General features: G+C 39.9%; 17 protein-coding genes. 12 read left to right on the top strand and 5 right to left on the bottom strand.

Annotated features, from left to right (window positions below; genetic code table 11):
- Positions 1–45: 45 nt before the first annotated feature.
- Complete coding sequence (locus CXF76_RS17360) at positions 46–1,965, top strand: tetratricopeptide repeat-containing diguanylate cyclase (protein WP_101164224.1); 1,920 nt, start codon at positions 46–48, stop codon at positions 1,963–1,965.
- Positions 1,966–2,001: 36 nt separating this feature from the next.
- On the opposite strand, the gene CXF76_RS17355 is transcribed toward CXF76_RS17360, so the two are convergent.
- From CXF76_RS17355 to CXF76_RS17345, 3 genes are read right to left on the bottom strand one after another with little or no spacing between them, the layout of a single operon-like run.
- Positions 2,002–2,220, bottom strand: coding sequence for a DUF6500 family protein (locus CXF76_RS17355; protein WP_024591904.1), 219 nt, complete (start codon positions 2,218–2,220; stop codon positions 2,002–2,004).
- Positions 2,221–2,257: 37 nt separating this feature from the next.
- Entirely contained in the window at positions 2,258–2,515 is a 258-nt protein-coding gene (locus tag CXF76_RS17350; protein ID WP_024591905.1) for a hypothetical protein, read from the bottom strand.
- A gap of 59 nt (positions 2,516–2,574) precedes the next feature.
- A complete protein-coding gene (locus CXF76_RS17345; RefSeq protein ID WP_024591906.1) occupies positions 2,575–2,829 on the bottom strand; it encodes a hypothetical protein in 255 nt (84 codons plus the stop codon).
- Positions 2,830–3,183: 354 nt separating this feature from the next.
- Between CXF76_RS17345 and CXF76_RS17340 the strand changes: the two genes are divergently transcribed.
- The gene (locus CXF76_RS17340; RefSeq protein ID WP_101164223.1) at positions 3,184–3,609 is read left to right on the top strand and encodes a hemerythrin domain-containing protein; all 426 of its coding nucleotides are present in this window, start codon (positions 3,184–3,186) and stop codon (positions 3,607–3,609) included.
- 84 nt (positions 3,610–3,693) lie between these two features.
- On the opposite strand, the gene CXF76_RS17335 is transcribed toward CXF76_RS17340, so the two are convergent.
- On the bottom strand, positions 3,694–4,107 hold the full coding sequence (locus tag CXF76_RS17335) for a hypothetical protein (RefSeq protein ID WP_007581772.1): 414 nt from the start codon (positions 4,105–4,107) through the stop codon (positions 3,694–3,696).
- 426 nt (positions 4,108–4,533) lie between these two features.
- On the opposite strand from CXF76_RS17335, the gene CXF76_RS17330 reads away from it, so the two are divergent.
- From CXF76_RS17330 to CXF76_RS17285, 10 genes are all read left to right on the top strand, one after another.
- Positions 4,534–6,894 (top strand): TonB-dependent receptor, encoded by a 2,361-nt coding sequence (locus CXF76_RS17330; RefSeq protein ID WP_101164222.1) that lies wholly within the window; start codon positions 4,534–4,536, stop codon positions 6,892–6,894.
- A gap of 10 nt (positions 6,895–6,904) precedes the next feature.
- Positions 6,905–9,058: an FAD-dependent oxidoreductase gene (locus tag CXF76_RS17325; protein ID WP_024607846.1), complete on the top strand. Its 2,154-nt coding sequence runs from the start codon at positions 6,905–6,907 to the stop codon at positions 9,056–9,058.
- 2 nt (positions 9,059–9,060) lie between these two features.
- Complete coding sequence (locus CXF76_RS17320) at positions 9,061–9,879, top strand: DUF547 domain-containing protein (protein ID WP_101164221.1); 819 nt, start codon at positions 9,061–9,063, stop codon at positions 9,877–9,879.
- Positions 9,866–11,200 carry an ABC transporter substrate-binding protein gene (locus CXF76_RS17315; protein ID WP_101164220.1) on the top strand — a complete coding sequence of 445 codons (1,335 nt, stop codon included), beginning with the start codon at positions 9,866–9,868 and terminating at the stop codon, positions 11,198–11,200. Before CXF76_RS17320 ends, CXF76_RS17315 begins: the two co-directional genes overlap by 14 nt.
- The gene (locus tag CXF76_RS17310; RefSeq protein WP_101164219.1) at positions 11,197–12,951 is read left to right on the top strand and encodes an ABC transporter permease; all 1,755 of its coding nucleotides are present in this window, start codon (positions 11,197–11,199) and stop codon (positions 12,949–12,951) included. Before CXF76_RS17315 ends, CXF76_RS17310 begins: the two co-directional genes overlap by 4 nt.
- 55 nt (positions 12,952–13,006) lie before the next feature.
- Positions 13,007–13,645, top strand: a complete 639-nt coding sequence (locus CXF76_RS17305) for an ATP-binding cassette domain-containing protein (RefSeq protein WP_024592912.1) — start codon at positions 13,007–13,009, stop codon at positions 13,643–13,645.
- A gap of 32 nt (positions 13,646–13,677) precedes the next feature.
- A complete protein-coding gene (locus CXF76_RS17300) occupies positions 13,678–14,340 on the top strand; it encodes a CDP-alcohol phosphatidyltransferase family protein (RefSeq protein ID WP_101164218.1) in 663 nt (220 codons plus the stop codon).
- Entirely contained in the window at positions 14,337–15,128 is a 792-nt protein-coding gene (locus CXF76_RS17295) for a sterol desaturase family protein (protein ID WP_101164217.1), read from the top strand. The genes CXF76_RS17300 and CXF76_RS17295 overlap by 4 nt, the downstream gene beginning before the upstream one ends.
- Positions 15,129–15,548: 420 nt before the next feature.
- On the top strand, positions 15,549–18,209 hold the full coding sequence (locus tag CXF76_RS17290; protein WP_101164216.1) for a glycoside hydrolase family 16 protein: 2,661 nt from the start codon (positions 15,549–15,551) through the stop codon (positions 18,207–18,209).
- A 65-nt stretch (positions 18,210–18,274) separates the two neighbouring features.
- Entirely contained in the window at positions 18,275–21,208 is a 2,934-nt protein-coding gene (locus CXF76_RS17285) for a TonB-dependent receptor (protein WP_101164215.1), read from the top strand.
- A 91-nt stretch (positions 21,209–21,299) separates the two neighbouring features.
- Here the strand turns inward: CXF76_RS17285 and CXF76_RS17280 are convergent.
- The coding region (locus CXF76_RS17280; protein WP_101164214.1) for a hypothetical protein at positions 21,300–21,878 on the bottom strand (579 nt) is incomplete at its 5' end.

Raw genomic sequence — 21,878 nt, 5'->3', positions numbered from 1 at the left:
CGAAAAAGTATTTCAATAATAAAAATAAGTCAGCAAAGGAATAATATGACTAACAATACACAAATAAAGATTTTAGGTAATACTTTATGGGCAAAGTATATTGTTCTCATTTTATTTTTACTTTTAAGTAAGCTTGCCTCAGCTAACGGCGATTCATTGAGTGCAACGTTACATGCGCTAGACTTTGACACGACTCAAACTCTCATCAATAACATAAAACAGAATGAACTAGACTATCTTCAAAATGAAGACAAGCTCACTCAAGCGTTTAAAATAAGCAAAGAGCAAAATTGGGAAAACCTTCATCTAGAAGCGGCCGCTTTGTATGCGGAGTTACTTTTTAGACAAGAAAAATACGAAGCGTTAAACACACACTTATCCTATTACTTAAAGAACAAAGAGTTACCAAATCAAAAAAGTGTATATTTATTATTTCTCGAATCACAACTCAAGTCTCTAGCGAGAGAGCCAAACCCAGCTCCAGCACAAACGCTAGCCACAAAATTAGAAGAGAGCTTGCAACAGCATTCAACTAAAGAAAAAATCATTATTTTACGAGCACTTGCTTACTATTACACCGATACAGATGCATTGAAAAAGACCCTAAATGTTGCACTAGAGGGGTTAGAATTAGCATTAAAAGATGACGATTCAGCATCTCAAGGATACTTTTTTAGAAAAATAGCCGATGCATATAATTATCTAAACGAAAAAGACAAAGCCGTATATTATGCAAAAAAAGCGGTTGCGGCATATGAGCAAACACAAGATGGGCTTTTTACCTCAAAAGCATATTGGAGTTTAGGCAATGTATTGCTGGAGATTAAGAAACCTAAAGATGCCTTAATATACCTAGACAAAGCATTGCTCTATTTCAAAAAAGTTAATATGCAAAAAGGCTTAACCTTTGCTCAGTACTCAATTGCTAGCATTGAGTACTTACAAGCCAACTACGATAAAGCTTTAACTTTAACTAAAGAGAACATTGAGCTTGCTCGTTCTGCAGGTGTTCACGACATGCAACTCGCATCGCTCATTTTGTTAGCTGACATATATATAAAACTAGATTTACTTGATCAAGCAAATGAAGCAAACGATGAGGTGTTTTTTAAATTAGATAAATTCAGCCGCAGTATTTATAAAGCCGATTTTTTAAGTAAACGCTATGAGCTAAAACGACGCCTTAACTACACTGACGAGGCTTTTGAAGCAATTGAACAAAAGCTCCTTTATACAAAAAAACACTACGAAGCTACCAGTGAAAATAATATAAAAACACTACAGATACAGTTTGAAGTAAAAGAAAAAGAAGAAAAAATACAGCAACTAGAGTACGCAAAAGATATTAGTGAGCTACAAGCTAAAGAAGAATATCATCAAAAAATAATTTGGCGACTTAGCGCTGCTATTGCGTTTATTTTAGTTATTGCTTCATTATTATTATTTTATCGGCAGGCTCGACAACGTCAAAAATATCACAATATTTCATTAACAGATTACCTAACAAATTGCCCTAATCGCAGAGGAATAATGCGCGCAGCAGAAGCAAAACTTGGTGAAGGTAAAATGACTATAGCAATTATTGACTTAGACTACTTTAAAAAAGTTAACGACCATTTTGGTCACGATGTTGGCGATTTAGTTCTTATTGCCTTTGCAAAAGCTGCAAGAGAAACACTATGTAATGATCATCAGTTTGGCCGTTACGGCGGCGAAGAATGGTTATTTGCACTAAATACGGCTGATGAACGAATAATTCGCGATATATTTAACCGACTCGCCATTAGCTTCGCCGAGCATTGCAGTAATATAGAAGACTTTCCTACAGATACAAAAATCACTTTTAGTGCAGGAGCCTCTGTAAGTAGCCCTTTAAAAAGCACACTGGATATTCTTATTAAGCATGCAGATAAATTACTTTATAAAGCAAAAGAAAACGGAAGAAACCAAGTCGTAGTTGATTAAATAAACACAGCTAAAAGTATTGGCTCATTTACTTGACTAAAGTCCGTCTAAAACCATTTGTTTAATTTTATGTGCTTTTACAAAATGATCTAATTTATGGGTGTGTATCCACCAAGTAGCAGCTTCCATAAGTAGCTCTGGGTCGTCGTTTTTATTAGCAAAAAAGGCATAAAAAGAAAGCCCTACATTTTCGCCTTTAACTGCTATTTTTTTATCGCATACGGTAATTATTTTTGCTCTTAGTTCTTCCCTCATACATACCTTATTTAGTTATATTTTTACTGTATATGTACTATTGAAATACGCCATTTAAAAAGCTAACGATTAGCTGTAAAAGACTTCTATCAACCAAACCGTGATTCTCAAGCTCTTTATTAGGCGTATTTACTTTTGCAGCTTTGCATTCATTATCTAATGTTTCATTTTTACGTGTATCGGTTTCGTATGCAATATCTGCTTGTTCCATACATTTTGCCGAACCTGCGTAAGGCTGTGCCGCACAAGCGCTTAGTAATAAAAAAAGTGGAATTACTATCAATAATTGCTTCATAACTAATCCTATTTTTACGCAACTTATTTACTTTAAATTACAGCTGCAAGTTAGCCTATTTACTTTTCTACCACCATTACAAAAAATTCAAAAAAGAACGTACCGATAGCATCAAAAAAAGTGTCATTTTTTTCATCCTTTTTAATTTGTGCGCTAATGCATTGATTATAAACTTCTGAGCTTGTTTGAGCGCCATTTCGAGCAACCGTTTCAGCCTCTTCAATGCATAAGTTAGGGTCAGAACGTGGGGCTGTACTACAGGCACTTAGTAAAGCGCACAGCAATAATGCGGCGATGGGGCTTTTTATGTTCATCCTTAAACTATCCTATTAAGTTAACGTGCTACCTGCATTTATACCGATTGGTATTATATGTGGGAGTAATACATATAGGTTGTACCTAAATAATGTTGCTACTTTATCACTGCAATAAAATAAACAACCAGTAAATATTTGTAAGGTTCTGTAGGGATTTATACTCACTTTTATAATTGAACTACGTAAAAGCCTGAAATTATTGCATTCATATCACTGTAAAATTTACAGTGATAGCAGCCTAAAAATAAAAAATAAAAATAAAAATAAAAGCAATAAAATACATCAACTTAATATTTGGCATTTAGTTTGCTAGTTAATGGTATAAGCAAATAAATTGTAAAAGGATTAGTTATGAATATTTTTGAAGCACTACGTCATGACCATGACAAACAAAGAAAATTAGTAGATGCACTTATTCAAACGCACGGCGACACAGAGCAGCGCCACACGCTAATGGACGAGCTAAAAACAGAATTAGAACAGCACGCAAAGTTTGAAGAACGTTACTTTTACAACCCACTTATGTTTGATGACTTAACTCATGAAAAAGCGCGCCACAGCGTAGCTGAACATCACGAAATTGATGAATTAATTGAACAACTTGAAGATACCGAAATGAGCTCGTCTGCATGGTTAGTTGCAGCTAAAAAGTTGCACCATTTAGTACATCATCATTTAAGTGAAGAAGAACACGAAGTATTTCAATTAGCGGGTAAAGCACTAACCGAAGGGCAAAAACAAAGCTTAGCAAAGCAATACAACGACGTTATGCATTAACGTATAAACCGACTTCCACACTCCCTGTGTAATTATTGGTTATAAGCCTTATGGCTTATAACCAATTTTTTTGCATGTACTTTATTACTTTACAGTAAATTTCACGTCTTGGTCGCGTAACAAGTAAAGTGCGAAACACGCAGCCCACATTGGCCATGCAGTGAAGAATAATAAGTTATTAAAGCCATCTATATACTGGTTGTACGAAGAAAGCGTTGATAAGCCATGCATTACAAAAATGATACCGTAAGTTATACGCTTTTTAATACCTGCTAAAAATGCCAATACTAATACAAGTTGTAGAGCACCGATAACATAAGCAACTATGTCAGATGAGCCACTAATACCGTAAAAATGTTCGAAAATACGTGCGCTATGACCAGGGTTTACGAATTTATCGAACGTCCACATAACCATTACAATAAATACGCCTAAACGCAAAGATAAAAGTGACCATTGCAAACGGTTTTGCACATCAGAACTCATTGAACCTGTCATAAAATTTCCTTAAATGAATATTAATAAACGTTGAAGTAACCTAGACCGTATAAGTTATTTTTTATTTCAAAAAAATTTAATTATTTTAACTAAAAAAGTAATTAAGCTTTGTAGTAATAAAAGTGAAGCTTATTTTAGGAATTAAAAAATGCTGCGTAAAAGTTAACAACTTTAAAATGTTAGCAGGTGAAAAGTAGTCTATAATTTAAAAAGCCCATTAAAAGCAAATATTTACATTCACTCTAATACAATCGCTCTATTGATATTTTATCGACTGATAAAACTATAGTACTTAATTACCACCTTTATAATACATCTGTTTTGTTATGTTCTAAAAAACAAAAAGAATCGAAATTTTACTGAAATTTATTTTTAATCCTTTCGGTCTTTATCGCCAACAACATTTTAACCGTAGAGAGAAAACGTTTGAAACACGCATATTTAGCACTTTCCCTAGCCACCATATTAAATACACCACTTAATGCTTTTGCAGCCGAAGAATCAAAAACAACAAAAGATGGCGCAATAGAGCGCATTGAGGTGGCAGGCCAAGCTATTAAATCTCAAGGTCTTTCGGTTAAAAACGCCACTGTAGACGGCCCTTTTGGTGACAACTTAGCCCTACAAGATATAGCCCGCTCAGTCACACCAATTTCAAGCGAGTTAATAGAGCAACTCAATATTACGACTTTACAAGACGTGCTCGCAGTAAGCCCTAATACCTATTCAGCAAGTGGTTTTGGCGCACCAAGTTTACCTACTATTCGTGGGCAATTAGGTGAGCTTTTCCAAGATGGTACACGCCGCCAAGCTGGTAATAATGGCTTTGGTGTGCCCTTATCGTTCAACTCTATAGAACAGATAGACGTGGTAAAAGGCGCGCCACCGGTATTATTTGGCTCAAGCCAACGCAACGGTGGTTTTGTAAACTTACATTCTAAAAAAGCATCAACTGACGAAAGTAAAGGTAAAGCAACTGTATCAGCAGGCCGATGGGATCAGTACAGTGTTTTAGTGGATTACAGTGCACCCATTGTAAAAGATAAAGTAGGTTTTAGAGTAAGCGCTGAACACATAGATAACGGCAGCTACTACGACTTTTCGGGCACTAAGAGCGACAGCTTATTTGCATCATTACGCGTATTACCCGATGACAAGAGCAGCTGGGATATTAACTTTGAGTTATACCAAGTTGAATTTACCGATAACGCAGGTATTAACCGCCCTACTCAAGCGCTAATAGATAATGGCCTTTATATTACCGGCCAAGGCGTGCAAGCAAACGGCAGTACTGTACCGGCAGCAGGTTCAATAATCTCACCAACTGGGCAAGTAAAAATAGACCGTAGTACAGTACTTACCGATCCTGATAATCAGAACGAAGCCACTACTTATTTACTACACAGCATTTATAAGCGTGAACTTTCCAACAACGCATCCATTAAAAACATCACGTATTTTCAGCACTTACAACGCGAAGAAATTGCACAAAATAGCTTTGTTGAAATTATAGATGGTGCCGATACCGCGCAAAACCGTACCGAGCTTACCTACCTTTGGAATAGTAATCAGCAAACAATTTTTGCATTTGATGTGCGTTATAACCGCGTATTAGGCTACAGCCAATTTACAACAGAAGCCGACTTACCTATTGATTTAACAGGCCCAATTTCAAATCGCCGCATTCCTTTAACTGATGTACAACAAGCGCGTTTAATTGAAATTAGCCCAGGTGTATTTGTATCCCCTGGTGGTCAATATGATATTAATAATGACGGCAGTGGCGACTTTAACTTATCAGACACTACTGATTCGCGTTCATGGCAAACAGGTTTTGCTATTCAGCAAGATTCTGATTGGACAGATAAGTTTCATACAAGTGTTGGCTACCGCATTGATTTTTATGACGTAGACGCGCACGACCCAATAGCACCAGAAGGTGAAATTGCAGCGAGCGATAGCATTAACGATAAGCTACATTCGGGGCAAGTAAGCTTTAACTACCGATTAAATGGTGATTACACCACTTATGGTGCAGCAAGTTACAACGAAGCCACATCAAATAGCATGGCTGGCGGCACGTCTCTTGGTGGCGACAACACGATTAGCGCGCAAAACTTTTCAACCGAAAATACCTTAGTTGAATTTGGTTTAAAATACGCACCAACCGATAGTGATTGGTACGCCGATGGTGCAGTGTTTAGCCAACGTCGTAGTTTACGTAACCGTGATGGTAGTAATACCGGCATTCGTACTACCGGCTTTGAAAGCCAAGTATTTTATGATGCTTACCCTTATTGGCTAAGTGCTGGCTACAGCTATATTGATGCTCGCTACGATAATTCTGCAAGTAGCCAAGATTCAGCTCAAGTCGCTGATGCATTTGACAACTCACGTCCAGATATTATTGAAGGTACCAGTGTTGGCGCACCTAGCTTTACCGCTTTTGCACCTTCAAACACCCGTGTACAGGGTATCCCTGAGCAATCGTTCAGCTTTAACGGAAATTATTCAATTAATTCGAAATGGCAAACGGGTTTTTCAGGTCTATATACAAAGAGTTACCCACTAGACTTTTTGGCGACAGTAAAAATTCGTGATCAGTACACACTAAACGTAAATACTAGCTATGCTTTTACGCCTAGTACCAAGTTACGATTAGATGTGAACAACGTAACGAATCAAAAAAACTGGCGCCCAGTATTTGAAGGCGGTTACTTTGGTGCAACTTTAGCTTTTCCTGAGTTGCCAATTAACGCCAAGCTTACGCTTACCCATAGTTTTTAAGAGAGAGAACATGATTAAAAAAATATTTTTATTATTGATTGCAGCGGCCGCCGTCGGCCTGTTCTTTCATTTTGACTTACACCAACTACTTACGCTTGATGGCTTAAAAGGGTCAATGGATCAGTTTAGCGATTACAAAGAGCAGTCACCGTTGTTGGTTATTGGTGGGTTCTTTTTACTGTACGTAGTAGTAACAGCTCTCTCGTTACCGGGCGCGGCTATTTTGACACTTGCAGCAGGTGCATTATTTGGCTTAGTTGAAGGCTTATTGGTTGCATCTTTTGCCTCAACTATTGGCGCAACACTTGCCTTTTTAGTATCGCGTTACTTACTACGCGACACTATTAAACAACGTTTCCCTGAGCGCTTAGCCGCCATTGATGCAGGCGTTGAAAAAGAAGGTGGATTTTACTTATTTACCCTTCGTTTAGTGCCGGTGTTTCCGTTCTTTTTAATCAATTTACTAATGGGTGTTACCTCAATAAAGTCATGGACTTATTACTGGGTAAGCCAAGCAGGTATGCTAGCCGGTACATTTGTATTTGTTAACGCAGGTACGCAACTGGCGCAAATAGAGAGCTTATCTGGAATTTTATCATTTAACTTAATCTTATCATTCGCTTTATTGGGCATTTTCCCATTCATTGCTAAAGGAATCTTAAACGTGTTTAAAAAACGTCGCGTATACAAAAACTACACTAAGCCTAAAAAATTCGACCGTAACATGATTGTTATTGGTGCAGGCGCAGGTGGTTTGGTAACAAGTTATATAGCCGCTGCTGTTAAAGCAAAAGTAACCCTTATTGAAGCGGGCGAAATGGGCGGCGACTGTTTAAACTACGGTTGTGTTCCAAGTAAAGCAGTTATTAAAAGCGCTAAAATTGCAGAGCAAATTCGCCACGGTGAAAACTACGGTCTAGAAAACGCAACACCACAGTTTTCGTTCAAAAAAGTAATGGCACGTGTACACAAAGTAATTGCCGATGTAGCACCACACGACAGTGTTGAGCGTTACACCGACTTAGGCGTAGATGTTGTAAAAGGTTACGGTAAATTAATCGACCCGTGGACTGTAGAAATTAAACTTAACGATGGCGGCACGCAAACACTCACTGCCCGTACTATTGTGATTGCCACTGGCGCACGCCCATTTGTACCGCCACTACCTGGTATTGAAGAAACAGGCTATGTAACAAGCGATACATTGTGGAATAAATTTGCAGAGCTAGATGAGGCACCTAAAAAACTTGTAGTACTAGGTGGCGGTCCAATTGGTAGCGAATTAGCACAAAGCTTTGCACGTTTAGGTTCAAGTGTTACGCAAATTGAAATGAGCGAACGCATCATGATCAAAGAAGACCTTGAAGTGTCTACTTTTGCTCACGAAGCGTTAACCGAAAGTGGCGTTAATATTTTAACATCGCACCAAGCACTTCGTTGTGAAACACGCGATGGTAAAAAATATATTGTTGTTAAACATAACGACAAAGAAATAGATATTGAATATGACGAGCTATTATGTGCCGTTGGTAGAAGTGCGCGCCTTAAAGGTTACGGTCTTGAAGAGCTAGGCATAGAAACAAACCGCACAGTAGTAACTAACGAGTACCTTGAAACACTGTACCCTAATATTTTTGCAGCAGGCGATATTGTAGGTCCATACCAATTTACACACGTGGCAGCCCATCAGGGTTGGTACGCAGCTGTAAATGGCTTATTTGGTCACCTTAAAAAGTTTAAAGTAGATTACCGTGTTATTCCGTGGACTACATTTATTGACCCAGAAGTTGCACGTGTTGGCTTAAACGAGCAAGACGCAAAAGACAAAGGCATAGATTACGAAATTACTCGCTTTGAATTTGAAGAGCTAGACCGTGCAATTACCGACAGCGCTACAAAAGGCTTTATTAAAGTGATTACACCCAAAGGCAAAGACAAAATACTCGGTGTTACTGTGGTGTCTGAACACGCTGGCGATTTGATTGCTGAGTTTGTACTGGCAATGAAACACGGCTTAGGTCTTAACAAAATACTCGGTACTATACACAGCTACCCTACTTGGGCTGAAGGTAACAAATACGCAGCAGGTGAGTGGAAACGCGCTCATGCACCTGAAAAAGTGCTTAACTTGCTTGAAAAATACCACACTTGGCGTCGAGGTTAATTATGTTTAAAACACCTCTAAAAGCATTGCTACTTGGTTCGGCTTTAGTTGTAACATCGTTTGCAACGTCATTTTCGGCCCAAGCCCAAAACATGCACGATAGCTGGAATGCATTGTTAAATAAGCATGTTGTTGCTATTAACCAGAATCACAGTACTGAGGTTGATTACGCTGCTATAAAACGTGAGCATGCACAGCTAAAAACGTATTTAGATTCGTTAACGGCTGTAACGCAAAGCGAATTTGACGCATGGGAAAAGCCTAAGCAACTCGCTTTTTTAATCAATGCTTATAATGCGTGGACTGTTGAGCTTATTTTAACTAAGTACCCTGATCTCAAGTCAATTAAAGACTTAGGAAGCTTTTTTAGCTCACCATGGAGTAAAGAGTTTGTGCCATTACTTGGCAAAACTCGCAGCCTTGATGGTATAGAGCATGGTTTAATACGTGGCAGCGGTAAATACAACGACCCACGTATTCACTTTGCAGTAAATTGCGCGAGTATTGGTTGCCCAGCGCTTCGAGAAGAAGCGTATACAGCCACTGATTTAGAGAGCCAATTGCAAGAGCAAACAGTGCGCTTTTTATCAGATATGACACGCAATATGGCTCAAGAAAATACGCTAAGCGTGTCTTCAATATTTAAGTGGTACGGCGATGACTTTGAAAAAGGTTTTAGAGGTGCAAACACGCTACAGCAGTTTTTCCTGCAATACAGCGACGCACTTAAACTGATACCCGCTCAGCAAAAAGCACTTAAAAATGATGACATGAAAGTTAAATTTTTAGACTACAACTGGGATTTAAATGTTCGCCATTAAGTTTTGGCAAACACTGGCGCGATACAGCTTTTGCTGTGTCGCGTTTTGCGTTTGTGCAATCGCAAATTTAGCTGCTTTTTCGAGCATCGCGTTTGCTAATACCGTTATTAACTCAAATAGTAAAAGTATTTTAGTAATAAACAAACAACAGGGAGCTCGCTGGCAACAAGTTCAAGCACTTGGTAGTAATCAAGATGTATACTTTTATGCATGGGGCGGCGACGCGCAAATAAATGCTTATATTCAATGGGCAGCACAGCAAGTTAAAACTAAGTACAACATTAACCTGGTACATGTAAAATTAAGTGACACCAGCGAAGCAGTAAGCCGTGTACTTGCCGAAAAATCAGCAAACAATAACAACCAAGGCAGCGTAGATTTAATGTGGATCAACGGAGCTAACTTTGCCACCATGAGTGAGCACTCTCTGCTTTTAAAGCAATGGGCGAGTAAACTTCCCTACTTTGCATTAACCGATCCGGCTAATAACCCTGCTGTAACCTTTGATTTTGGTTTACCTACCAATGGGATGGAAACGCCATGGGGGCAAGCGTCACTTACGTTTTATTACGACAGCATTGCAATAAATGGTAAGGCAAACAATAAATTGCCGACGACATTAAACGAATTATTAAACTGGAGCGCACAAAACCCTGGTCGCTTTAGTTACCCAAAGCCGCCTGACTTTTTAGGTATGAGCTTTTTAAAATACGCCTTAGTTGTACTGCATCAGCAAAGCAGCGAAAATATTAAAGCGCAGCTAAACCAACCAGCTACAACTAAAAATACAGCGCAAGTGTTAAACCCACTGTGGGACTTTTTAGATAAATTACACCCAACTCTTTGGCGTGGTGGCACTCATTTTATGCAAAGTGGTGCTCAAATGCGCCGCTTAGTAGACGATACAGAGTTGAGTTTAGCCTTTACTTTTTCAGCACCTGAAGTACCGGCAGCTGTAAAACGCTATGATTTACCAAACAGCATTCGCAGTTACGCAATGAGTGATGGCAGTTTAAGTAATACCCATTTTGTGGCAATCCCTTACAATGCAAGCCACCAGCAAAGTGCGCAATTAGTGGCTAATTTTTTACTCAGCCCTGAAGCGCAAGCTCAAAAGCAAAAAGCGCATATATGGGGCGATAAAAGCGTACTTATTCAATCAACGTTAACGCCTGAACAGCAAGCCTTATTTAAAACAGCTAAACCGCATCCAAGTGCACTGCCTTTAAACAGTATTAAACGCACATTGAGCGAACCTCATCCAAGCTGGGTAAACGCCATTATGCAAGGTTGGCAAACCCGTTATGGAGTAAGCCAATGAGCGTTATTTCAAAAAGTGTACCAGTAAATACCAAAGCAACAACGCAGTGCAGCACCGATATGTTTACGCGCATTGTAAAATTTAGCCCGCGATTTTTACTCGCTTTACTTATACTACCCGTACTTGGTGGCTTAATTAGCGTATTGCTGCCTGCCTTTGGTTATGCGCCCGTACTTGAGCAAACAACGTTTAGCTTGCAAGGTTTTAATGCCCTTTGGCAAACACCTGGCCTTACTCAAATGGTTACCTTAAGCGTTGCAACGGGCTTAATAAGTACTCTGCTTGCATTTATCATTACCTTAATGATTTTAGCTGCGTTTTTTAATAGCCCGTGGCTTAACCGAATTCAGCGTTTATTGAGCCCTATATTAGTGATACCTCATGCCGCAGCGGCTATTGCGGTGGGGTTTTTAATTGCCCCTTCAGGTATGATTTCGCGCTTAATATCGCCTTGGTTAAGCGGCTGGGAACTTGCGCCAAACGGCATGTTTCCGCATGATTCGTTCGGTGTTAGTATAATTTTAGGCTTAACACTTAAAGAACTTCCTTTCTTGTTATTAATGGCACTGGGCGTATTGGCGCAACCTGAGCTTGGCAAAAAATTACGCCAACAACATAAGGTTGCGCTTAATTTGGGTTACTGCCCAATGACTGCTTTTTTTAAAGTAATACTGCCAAGCCTTTATCCGCTACTGCGCTTGCCGCTTTTAGCAGTGCTTGCCTATGCAAGCGCAAGTGTAGAAATGCCTCTTATATTAGGCCCAAATACACCACCCACGTTAGCCGTTGCAATAATGCATTGGTTTAACGATGTTGATTTAAATCTGCGTATTAAAGCCTCAGCAGGTGCTTTATTACAACTGGCTGTTACAGGCGGGTTATTAGCCCTTTGGCTTGGCGCAGAAAAGGCCGTAAAAGTGCTATTTAGCGACTCTCTCACTAATGGAGTGCGCGAATACGGCGGATTTTATTGGCAAAAAATAACGGTCGTACTCACCACATTAGTAATTAGCTTTATACTGTTGTCACTTATTGGTTTAGTTATGTGGTCGGTTGCAGGTTTTTGGCGCTTTCCAGATGCAATGCCTGAGCAATTTACACTACTGCATTTTAAAAGTGCGCTAATGCAAATGGGCAGTCCGCTTTTTAATACGCTAGCAATCGGTTTAGTAACCACACTATTTGCCATTATTCTTACTTTATTGTGTTTAGAATCAGAGCAGTTGAGTGACAAACCTATTTCTCGTTTTACCAGTTTAATTATTTACTTACCGTTATTAGTACCCAGTATTGCCTTTTTGTTTGGGCTAGTATGGATACAACAATTGGTAAATAACCAAGCCGCATTTTTTAATGTGGTACTTACGCATTTACTGTTTGTGTTGCCTTATGTGTTTTTGTCACTTGCGAGCAGTTATAGGCGCTTAGATCCTCGTTTTGCTCATGTTGCAGCAAGCCTAGGCGCAGCGCCATGCAAGGTGTTTTTTAAAGTAAAACTACCTCAGTTGTTTGCCCCTATTTTAATTGCAGCCGCACTGGGCTTAGCAATTAGTTTTGGACAATACCTCCCCACGCTTTTAGCTGGCGGCGGGCGCATAGCCACAATAACAACCGAAGCCGTTACGCTTGCCAATGGCGCAAGCAGACGCACCAGTGCCGTGTACGCTATTATGCAAATGGCGTTGCCACTTATTGGATTTATACTGGCATGGGTTTTACCTAAATATTTTTTCAAAAGTGCACGTGTTTAAACGTGCACATATTTAAAGCACCCATGTTTAACACTATCAGGGTTAAGGTTTTTTAATGCAGTCATCGTTACAGATTAAAAATTGTCAGCTTTATCGCCAAAATGAGCTGTTACTTAGCTTAAACGAGCAAGTTAATGGCGGTGAAATTCTGACTATTATGGGCCCATCAGGCAGTGGTAAATCAAGCTTATTAAATTGGCTTACGGGTACTTTACCAAGTAGCTTTAAGGCCAATGGTGAGGTGTGGCTTAATGGTCAAAATATCGATAACACCCCTCCACACTTGCGCCATATTGGAGTGCTTTATCAAGACGCTTTATTGTTTTCGCATTTAACTGTTGCTGGTAACATTGCCTTTGCAATGCCCAAAGGTAATAAAAAACAACGCCTTGAAAAAATAGAACACGCACTTGAGCAAGTAGGTCTTAAAGACATGGGTAATCGTCACCCCGATAACTTATCGGGCGGGCAACAAGCCCGTGTTGCATTATTACGTATGCTGCTGAGCGAACCTAAAGCCATTTTACTCGACGAACCCTTTAGCAAACTCGACACCCAGCTGCGTGTTGATACACGCGAACTCGTGTTTAGCCAAATACGCGATCATAAGCTACCTGCAATTATGGTAACTCACGACCATAGCGACGCCGACGCTGCAAGTGGCAAACTAATTACTTTAAGTAGCGCACTTTAAATACATAGCTTTAAACGCATAAGGCAAAAAACATGCTAGACAAATTTATCACCCCTATAATTAAGCCACTTTTAACACCTGTGGTTATGCTTATGCATAAACGCGGCATAACTGCCGATCAGCTAACCGTTGTAGGCTTTTTAGTTGGCTTATTAGCCGTGCCATTACTGGCATTTGAAATGTGGTACGGGGCATTAGTTGCCATTGCTTTAAATCGAATTTTAGATGGACTTGATGGCGCATTAGCACGCTATGCAAACCAAAGTTCAAGCGCGGGTGGCTTTTTAGATATCACACTCGACTTTTTATTTTACGCGGCTATTCCGCTTGGCTTTATTTTGGCAAACCCTGAGCAAAACGCGATAGCGGGATCGTTATTACTTGCCACTTTTATTGGTACGGGCTCAAGCTTTTTAGCTTTTGCGATTGCCGCCGAAAAATTTAAACTAGAAAAACCGCAATTTAAATACAAAAGCTTTTACTACTTAAACGGCTTAACCGAAGGCACTGAAACAATAGCGCTATTTATTGCATTTTGTATTTGGCCGCAGTACTTTGCGGTTATGGCGAGCATTTTTGCTATTGCGTGTGGCATAACTATTTTTACCCGTATACATGGCGGTTATCACACGCTTAAGCAACAAGAAGCAGCTGAAAACATGCCTAGCATGTGCAAATTCAGAGGTAATAAATGACTAATGAAGTATGGTGGCGACTCGGCTGCTTTTTTAGTATTTTAATTATAATGATGCTGCTTGAATGGCAAAAGCCAGCTCGCCAAGCACCTATTAAAAGCAGTACACGTTGGTTTGCTAATTTTGGGTTAGTGTTTGCTTCATCAGTTATTGCGCGCTTAGTGGTCCCTATTGGGTTAACCGCTGTTGCACTTTACACTCAAGAGCACGGCATTGGCTTATTTAATCAAATAGCCCTACCAAGCAGTTTAATTATTATATTGAGCATACTTTTACTCGATATATTAATTTATTGGCAGCATAGATTATTTCATCAAGTGCCTATTTTATGGCGTTTGCACCGTGTACACCACGCCGATGCACATGTAGATACAAGTACTGGCTTGCGCTTTCACCCTATCGAAATTGTGCTGAGCATACTTATAAAACTCATTGCAGTAACTGCTCTTGGCGTACCTGCCATTGCGGTACTTATATTTGAAATAGCACTTAATGGTTTAGCATTATTTAATCATGCAAATATACGTCTACCTAATGCCATTGAAAAACCACTGCGTTTAATATTAATGACGCAAATATTGCATCGAATTCACCATAGCCAAGTGGTTAGCGAAACTAACTCAAACTATGGTTTTAGTGTAATTTGGTGGGATAAATTATTTGGTAGCTACAAAGATAAAGCAAAAAAAGCCGACGCAGATATAAATATTGGCTTAAAAGAATACCCAAGCCAAAAGCAAAATGCCTCGCTTTGGGGATTACTTTCAATGCCTTTTAAAAACAAGTAAAAACAAGCATATTTTATCTCATACAATACCAATCCACTTAAAATTACTTTTATGTAGATTGGTATAAACAAAATACTCTTTAAATACTATAAATATACCTGTCACTAACCTTTTAATTGTTAAGTCCTTTCCTACTTTTTGACGTAAAAAATATTCCGTTCTTGCTCCCATCAAAAAACACAAACAACGTAACCATTTGTATAAAATGCAATTTATGTACAGTCTCAAATTGGTAAACTGGTCTTACCGTAAACTAATTGTAAATAAAATAAACAAATATGTTGACCATTTGCGTACTCCACAATATCATTTGTAAGCGCTTACAAAACACATATCAAAATGTAAGCGCTTACAGCACGAAAAAACAAAGCTCAAAAAACAATTAATCTGACAATAATCTGTTGAAACCGGGGTTCAGTTATGAACATTGAAACAACGCACATTACACGTTTACTTGCCGCTATCTCTTTAGTTACGTTAGCTGGCTGTGGTGGCGACTCTGCCACTAAATCAAATTTTGAAAATGTAGATGCCTCTGAACCAGTATCAGATTGGCAAATGGTTTGGAGCGACGAGTTTGAAGGCTCAGCCATTGATACAAACAAATGGAACTATGAATTAAACTGCAATGGCGGTGGTAACAACGAGAAACAGTGTTACACCGACAGCGAGCAAAATGCATTTATTGCAGACGGTGTGTTAAACATTGTTGCCCTACCCGCTGAAGAAGGTGCAGAAAAGCCTTACACTTCAGCGCGCTTAAATACGCGTTACAACGCTGACTTTACGTATGGTCGCTTTGAAGTGCGCGCCAAACTTCCATCAGGACAAGGTAGCTGGCCAGCATTTTGGATGCTGCCAACAGATGAAGTTTACGGCACTTGGCCTCGTTCTGGCGAAATAGATGTTTTAGAATCAGTAAATCTTAAAACACCGGATGAAGACGGTGGAATAGAGTCAAGCATCCACGGCACACTTCATTACGGACGCGCGTGGCCAGATAACAGCTCTACGGGCAAAGAATTTAAATTCCCTGAAAATACTAACCCGGCAGATGATTTCCACACGTATGCTGTTGAATGGCAAGAAGGTGAAATTCGCTGGTACGTAGACGGTTACCTTTATGCAACTCAGCGTCAATCAGAAGTTCGTACTAATGCAAGTGACGAGGCTGTAGGTCTAAAACACCGTGGCTGGTTTGCAGAATATTTTGAGCAAGGTTCTGGCGAGCTTGAAACTCACTGGGATAGCGCACCATTTGATAAAGATTTTCACTTATTGCTAAACCTAGCAGTAGGCGGCGACTGGCCTGAAAACGTTAATGATCTAGGTATAGATGCTAGCGCATTTGAAAACGGCCAAACCTTTGCTATTGATTACGTACGTGTTTATCAATGTGCATCAAACCCTGAAACAGGTAAAGGCTGTGAAACTATTCGCCCGGGTTACAATAGCCTAGACGATGCATTGCTTGAAGGCGATGCACCAATTCCTAGCCCACCTTCGACAGGCATTGCAACACCACTGACTATTTTTGGTGAGTCATTTAATCCAAATTGGCCTGCATGGGATTGTTGTGGAGGATCTACTCCCGCTATTGTTGCAGATGAAACCCAAGGTAATGTAGTTGAATTTGTAGTAGGTGCAGAACCCACTGTAATGGGCTTTATTAGCCGTGAGATTTTTATTACTGACGAAGCAGGAAAAGCCAGCCCGTTTGATGCATCTCCAATGCTGGATGAAGGTTACGTTCGTTTTAAAATGAAAGTAACAAATGCACCAGGCACTGCTGATGCAGCTTGGCTTGTAAAACTTGAAAGTAATGAAGGTTCTAGCGCATTAGAAATGCCGATTACAGATAGCATTGAAGGCGTAAGTCCTGTTGTTGGCCAATGGCAAACTTATACATTTTTATTAAAAGATCTAGATGCTGCAAATTTAGATATTAGTGCAATTGATGTGATCATGGTGTTTCCAGCATGGGGCGCAGGTGAAGGCGCTGTTTATTTAATTGACGATGTTGAGATTACTCAAGATAACTTAGGCGTATCACCTGAGCTTACTATTTTTACTGATGAGCAAAATCTAGCATGGCCAATGTGGGATTGTTGTGGTGGCTCAACCCCTGTTGAAGCTATGGATGATGAAGAACATGGTTTAACCGCAGAATTTAGCATTGGTGCAGAGCCTACTGTAATGGGCTTTAATAGCCGCACATCGTCAGGTGGCGCAGGTGAATCGTTTGATGCTAGTAGCATTTTAGATGAAGGCGTTATTCAATTTGATTTAAAAGTAACGTCTGCACCGAGTGACCCAACTACACAGTGGTTGTTTAAAGTTGAGTCAAACGAAGGTGACTCAGCAGTAGAGCTTGAACTAACGGCAAGTGTTGAAGGCGTAGCGCCAGTTACTGGCGAATGGCAAACATATACGTTTAAGCTCTCTGATCTTGCAGCTGCAGGCTTAGATGTTAGCACTATTGATGTACTGATGATTTTTCCAGCATGGGGTGCAGGTGAAGGTTCTGTTTACCGTGTAGATAACGTTAAAATTTATAATCCAAATGCAGCACCAGCTACAACGGGTGAGCTTACTGTATTTAAAGATGCAGCGGCCGAGCAATGGAGTATTTGGGATTGTTGTGGTGGCTCTACACCAACAACAGAAACCGATGATGACGCGCATGGCGCAGTAGCGCAATTTAGCATTGGTTCTACTGCTACAGTAATGGGCTTTATTGCTGATGAAGACGTATCGTTTGATGCCTCTGCAATACTTGAAAATGGTGTAGTTCAATTTGATATGAAAGTTGTATCAGCGCCTTCAGATATTGACGCACAATGGCTATTTAAAATTGAATCAATTGGTACATCGAGTGCCGTAGAGCTTGCTTTATCTAGCAGTGTTGAAGGCCAAGTACCTGTAACGGGCGAATGGCAAACATACACCTTCCCTCTTCAGCAATTATTTGATGCCGGCCTAGACATTAGCGCATTAAACGTAATTATGGTTTTTCCTAGCTGGGACATGGGCGATGGCGCGCTTTACCGTATAGACAACGTGATTATTGCAAATCCATAAAACACACACCAATAGGCGCTTAGCGCCTATTGCTACACAACAACATTTTATAAAGCAGAGCTATTATGAACACATTTAATTTTAAAAAGAGCCAACTTGCGGCTTCTGTGTCTCTCATCATTGCTGCGAGCACATTAAACACAGCTATTGCGGCAGAAGCACAAACAAGCGTTTCATCTGATGTAGAAGTTATTGAAGTAAAAGGTATTCGTGGTTCACTTATTCGTTCTATGGATATGAAACGCGACTCTTCTGGTATTGTAGATGCCATTTCGTCTGAAGAAATGGGTAAATTCCCAGATACCAACTTAGCAGAATCATTACAACGTATTACCGGTGTATCGGTTAGTCGCGCAAACGGTGAGGGTAGCCAAATTACAGTACGTGGTTTTGGTCCTGAGTTTAACTTAATTACCTTAAATGGTCGCCAAATGCCGGGCACAGGTTATACACGTTCGTACAACCTTGAAAACATCGCCTCTGAAGGTGTAAGTGCGCTTGAAGTATTTAAAACAGCACGTGCAGACGTGCCAAGCGGTGGCTTAGGTGCAACAGTTAATATTTCTACTGCGCGCCCTTTTCAAAAGCCGGGTCAAAATTTTTCAGCAACCGTTAAAGCAAATCACGACTCGTCGAACGAAGCTGGCGATGACGTAACACCAGAGTTCTCTACTGTTTACAGCAATACCTTTGCAGATGACACTTTTGGTTTTGGTTTTTCATTTTCGCACCAAGAGCGTGACTTTCAAAAACAAAGTGCCAATATCCAAGGCTGGCAGGCAAATGTAGACTTACCTGATTTAGATAGCAGCAACGTAGTTGATAACCGTACAAACCCTGCAGGTAACTACTACTTCCCTAAAGACATGAACTACTCTATTGAAGATGTAGAACGTGAACGTACAAACGGACAAGTTACTTTTCAGTTTGCACCAGTAGATGGCTTTGTAGCAACACTTGATTACACTGCAAGTAAAGCTGTAACAGGTTCTCAGAGTATTGGTTGGGGTATTTGGAACGACTTTGGTAGCAATCTTAATGGCTACGAATTAGATGAAAATGGCACAGCTGTTTATGCTGATATTAGCGGTAATGACGCGTCATTCACAGCTAATAAAGGCACTTCAGAAGTAAAAGCGCGTTCACTTGGTTTAAACTTAGATTGGGAAATTAGCGACACGTGGCACGTAGAGCTTGATTACCACGACTCTAAAAACGAAACTGATAACGGCGCCGACAATGGGCTGGGAAGTGCCGGTCAAGTAATTTTAGGTTCTGATCAGCTAGCTAATAAAATTTATGATTACCGTACGGGCGAAGTACCCAGTGCACAAGTTAATTGGTTAAATGGCACAAGTGAATTAACGCCTGGCGAAATTGATTCAAACTTTAGTCAGTTTATTCATTCACCTGGTGAATCAAACATTGAACAATTACAACTGCATACGACATGGTATAACGAAAGCTATGACATTGGTTTAGTTAAAGTTAAATTTGGCGCATCACGTACAGAACAAAACACCGGTGGTTACACCGCGTGGAGTGGTTTAGTAGGTGGTCCAGGCTTTAACCCATCGTATACAGAAATATTCCCAGATAGTATGTTTACCCGCAACGATACATCAGGCCTTTTAGATCAGTTTGATGGCGGCGGCAGCGACTTACAACCTGGTTACTACTACACCTACGATTTTGACGAAGCTGTTGCACGCCAAATTGCGTATTTAACGGCTGATGTAACGGGTGGCGATGCATATACAGCTAATGCATACGCAGACGGAATAGATAGCGAGAGCTACGTAGAAGAAATAACGAATAGCTTTTATGTTCAATCAAGCTGGGAATTTGACGTAAGTAACTACTACGTAAAAGTAAATGCAGGCCTACGCTATGAGCAAACAGACGTAACAAGTACTGTGCGCCAACGCGTTGAAGATCAAGTTAATTGGATCAGCGCTTCAGAGTGGATCATGCAATACGCTGCTGGCGGCGATGATAACTTCTTAGAGCAACAAGGTGATTACGATGTTTTACTGCCTTCAATCGACGTAAGTGTTGATTTAACTGAAGACGTAGTAGCCCGCGTATCTTGGGGTAAAACAATGTCGCGTGCACCACTAGGTAATCTAGCCGGTGGTCGTAGTTTAACAGGCAGCCCAAAACCAGGTTCTCGTACAGGTGGCCAAGGTAATACAAACTTATTACCGTTTGAATCAACAAACCTTGATTTATCACTTGAGTATTACTACGCAGAAGGCAGCTACGCATCTGTTGGTTACTTTAAAAAAGATGTTGATAACTTTATTCAAACCACCATTACGCAAACCACTATTGATGGCTTGCACGATATTTTAAACGGCCCTCGTTACTTACAAGCCGTAAGCGATATTGAATCACGTGGCGAGCAAGCAACAACCGACGCTATTTTTGCACAAATGATTGCCAGCGGTTACGGCAATGCAAATGGCGTTATTGAACCAAACAGCGACGATCCGCTAATTACATGGAATATTAGCCAGCCACAAAACACCGACAGTAAATCGGTAGATGGTTTTGAAGTAGCTGTTCAGCACTTAATTGGTGAAACCGGTTTTGGTGTAGGTGTTAACGCGACGTTTGTAGATGGCGACGTTGAATTTGATAGCGAAAGCCTTGATCAACAAGCACCGCTTACAGGCTTGAGTGACTCAGCTAACTTCCAAGGCTTTTACGAAAAAGACGGCCTATCGGTTAAAATCACTTACGCATGGCGCGACTCATACCTAATTGGTGTTGGCCAAGCACAAGGCTCAGCTGATGCACCGCCGCAATATGCTAAAGCCTACGGCCAATGGGATATGAGCGTTAACTACGATGTAAACGAAAACGTAACGGTATTTTTTGATGGCATAAACTTAAATAATGCCACCGAAGAAGGTTACGGACGTTACGAAGAGCAGTTCTTATTTGCTAATCAATACGGTCCTCGTTACTCAATTGGTGCTCGTTACACGTTCTAACTAAATTTCCTTTAGTAAAAATGCAAAAAAAACCGCTCACTGAGCGGTTTTTTATTGCCTTAACTCTTAGTTATTTACCAGTAATGAGCTGTTAACCTCCGACCTTTGGTAAAGGCTTCTTACTTAATATTTCAAATGTAATTAAATCCACAAGCATTGAATAAACCACATTATTATTAATAAAAATAACAAAAAGCTCCCCGTCAGAATTTAAACCTGATTCAACTATACGATTATAATCTGTAATAATTTCAGTGTAATTAGAGCCATCAACTTTACTTAAAGCAAAAGTCCGATTGTCGGTGTTATCCAATTTATTATCTAAATTTGTATCACTATTTATTACTTCATAAGAGATAGCGCGGGTGGCTGACCTTTCATTAAACTCATCATCTACAAGTGGCATTATATCTATAATTAACTGTTCTATAGATTTAAATAACCAAACAGAGTTATTCGTAATGCTATTAATAAAGAGAACGTTTTTTGATCTAGTTGGTTTATAGCTACTTCCGCCAAACTCATTATATATCCCCAGTACTTCACTTTTTTCTACAAACAGTTTTTCGGACTCAAGTGCAATAAAATAAAAATCAGTACCACTTATTTTATGTGGATAACCTAAGCGCCAGTTTTCTTCTTTGTTATCGTCTTGAGCTAAATTTAATGT

It is taken from the genome of Pseudoalteromonas sp. 78C3 (assembly GCF_002836695.1).
Classification (GTDB): Bacteria; Pseudomonadota; Gammaproteobacteria; order Enterobacterales; family Alteromonadaceae; genus Pseudoalteromonas; species Pseudoalteromonas arctica.
Note: the sequence above shows the minus strand (reverse complement) of the source record. Positions and strands in the feature narration are given on the sequence as shown.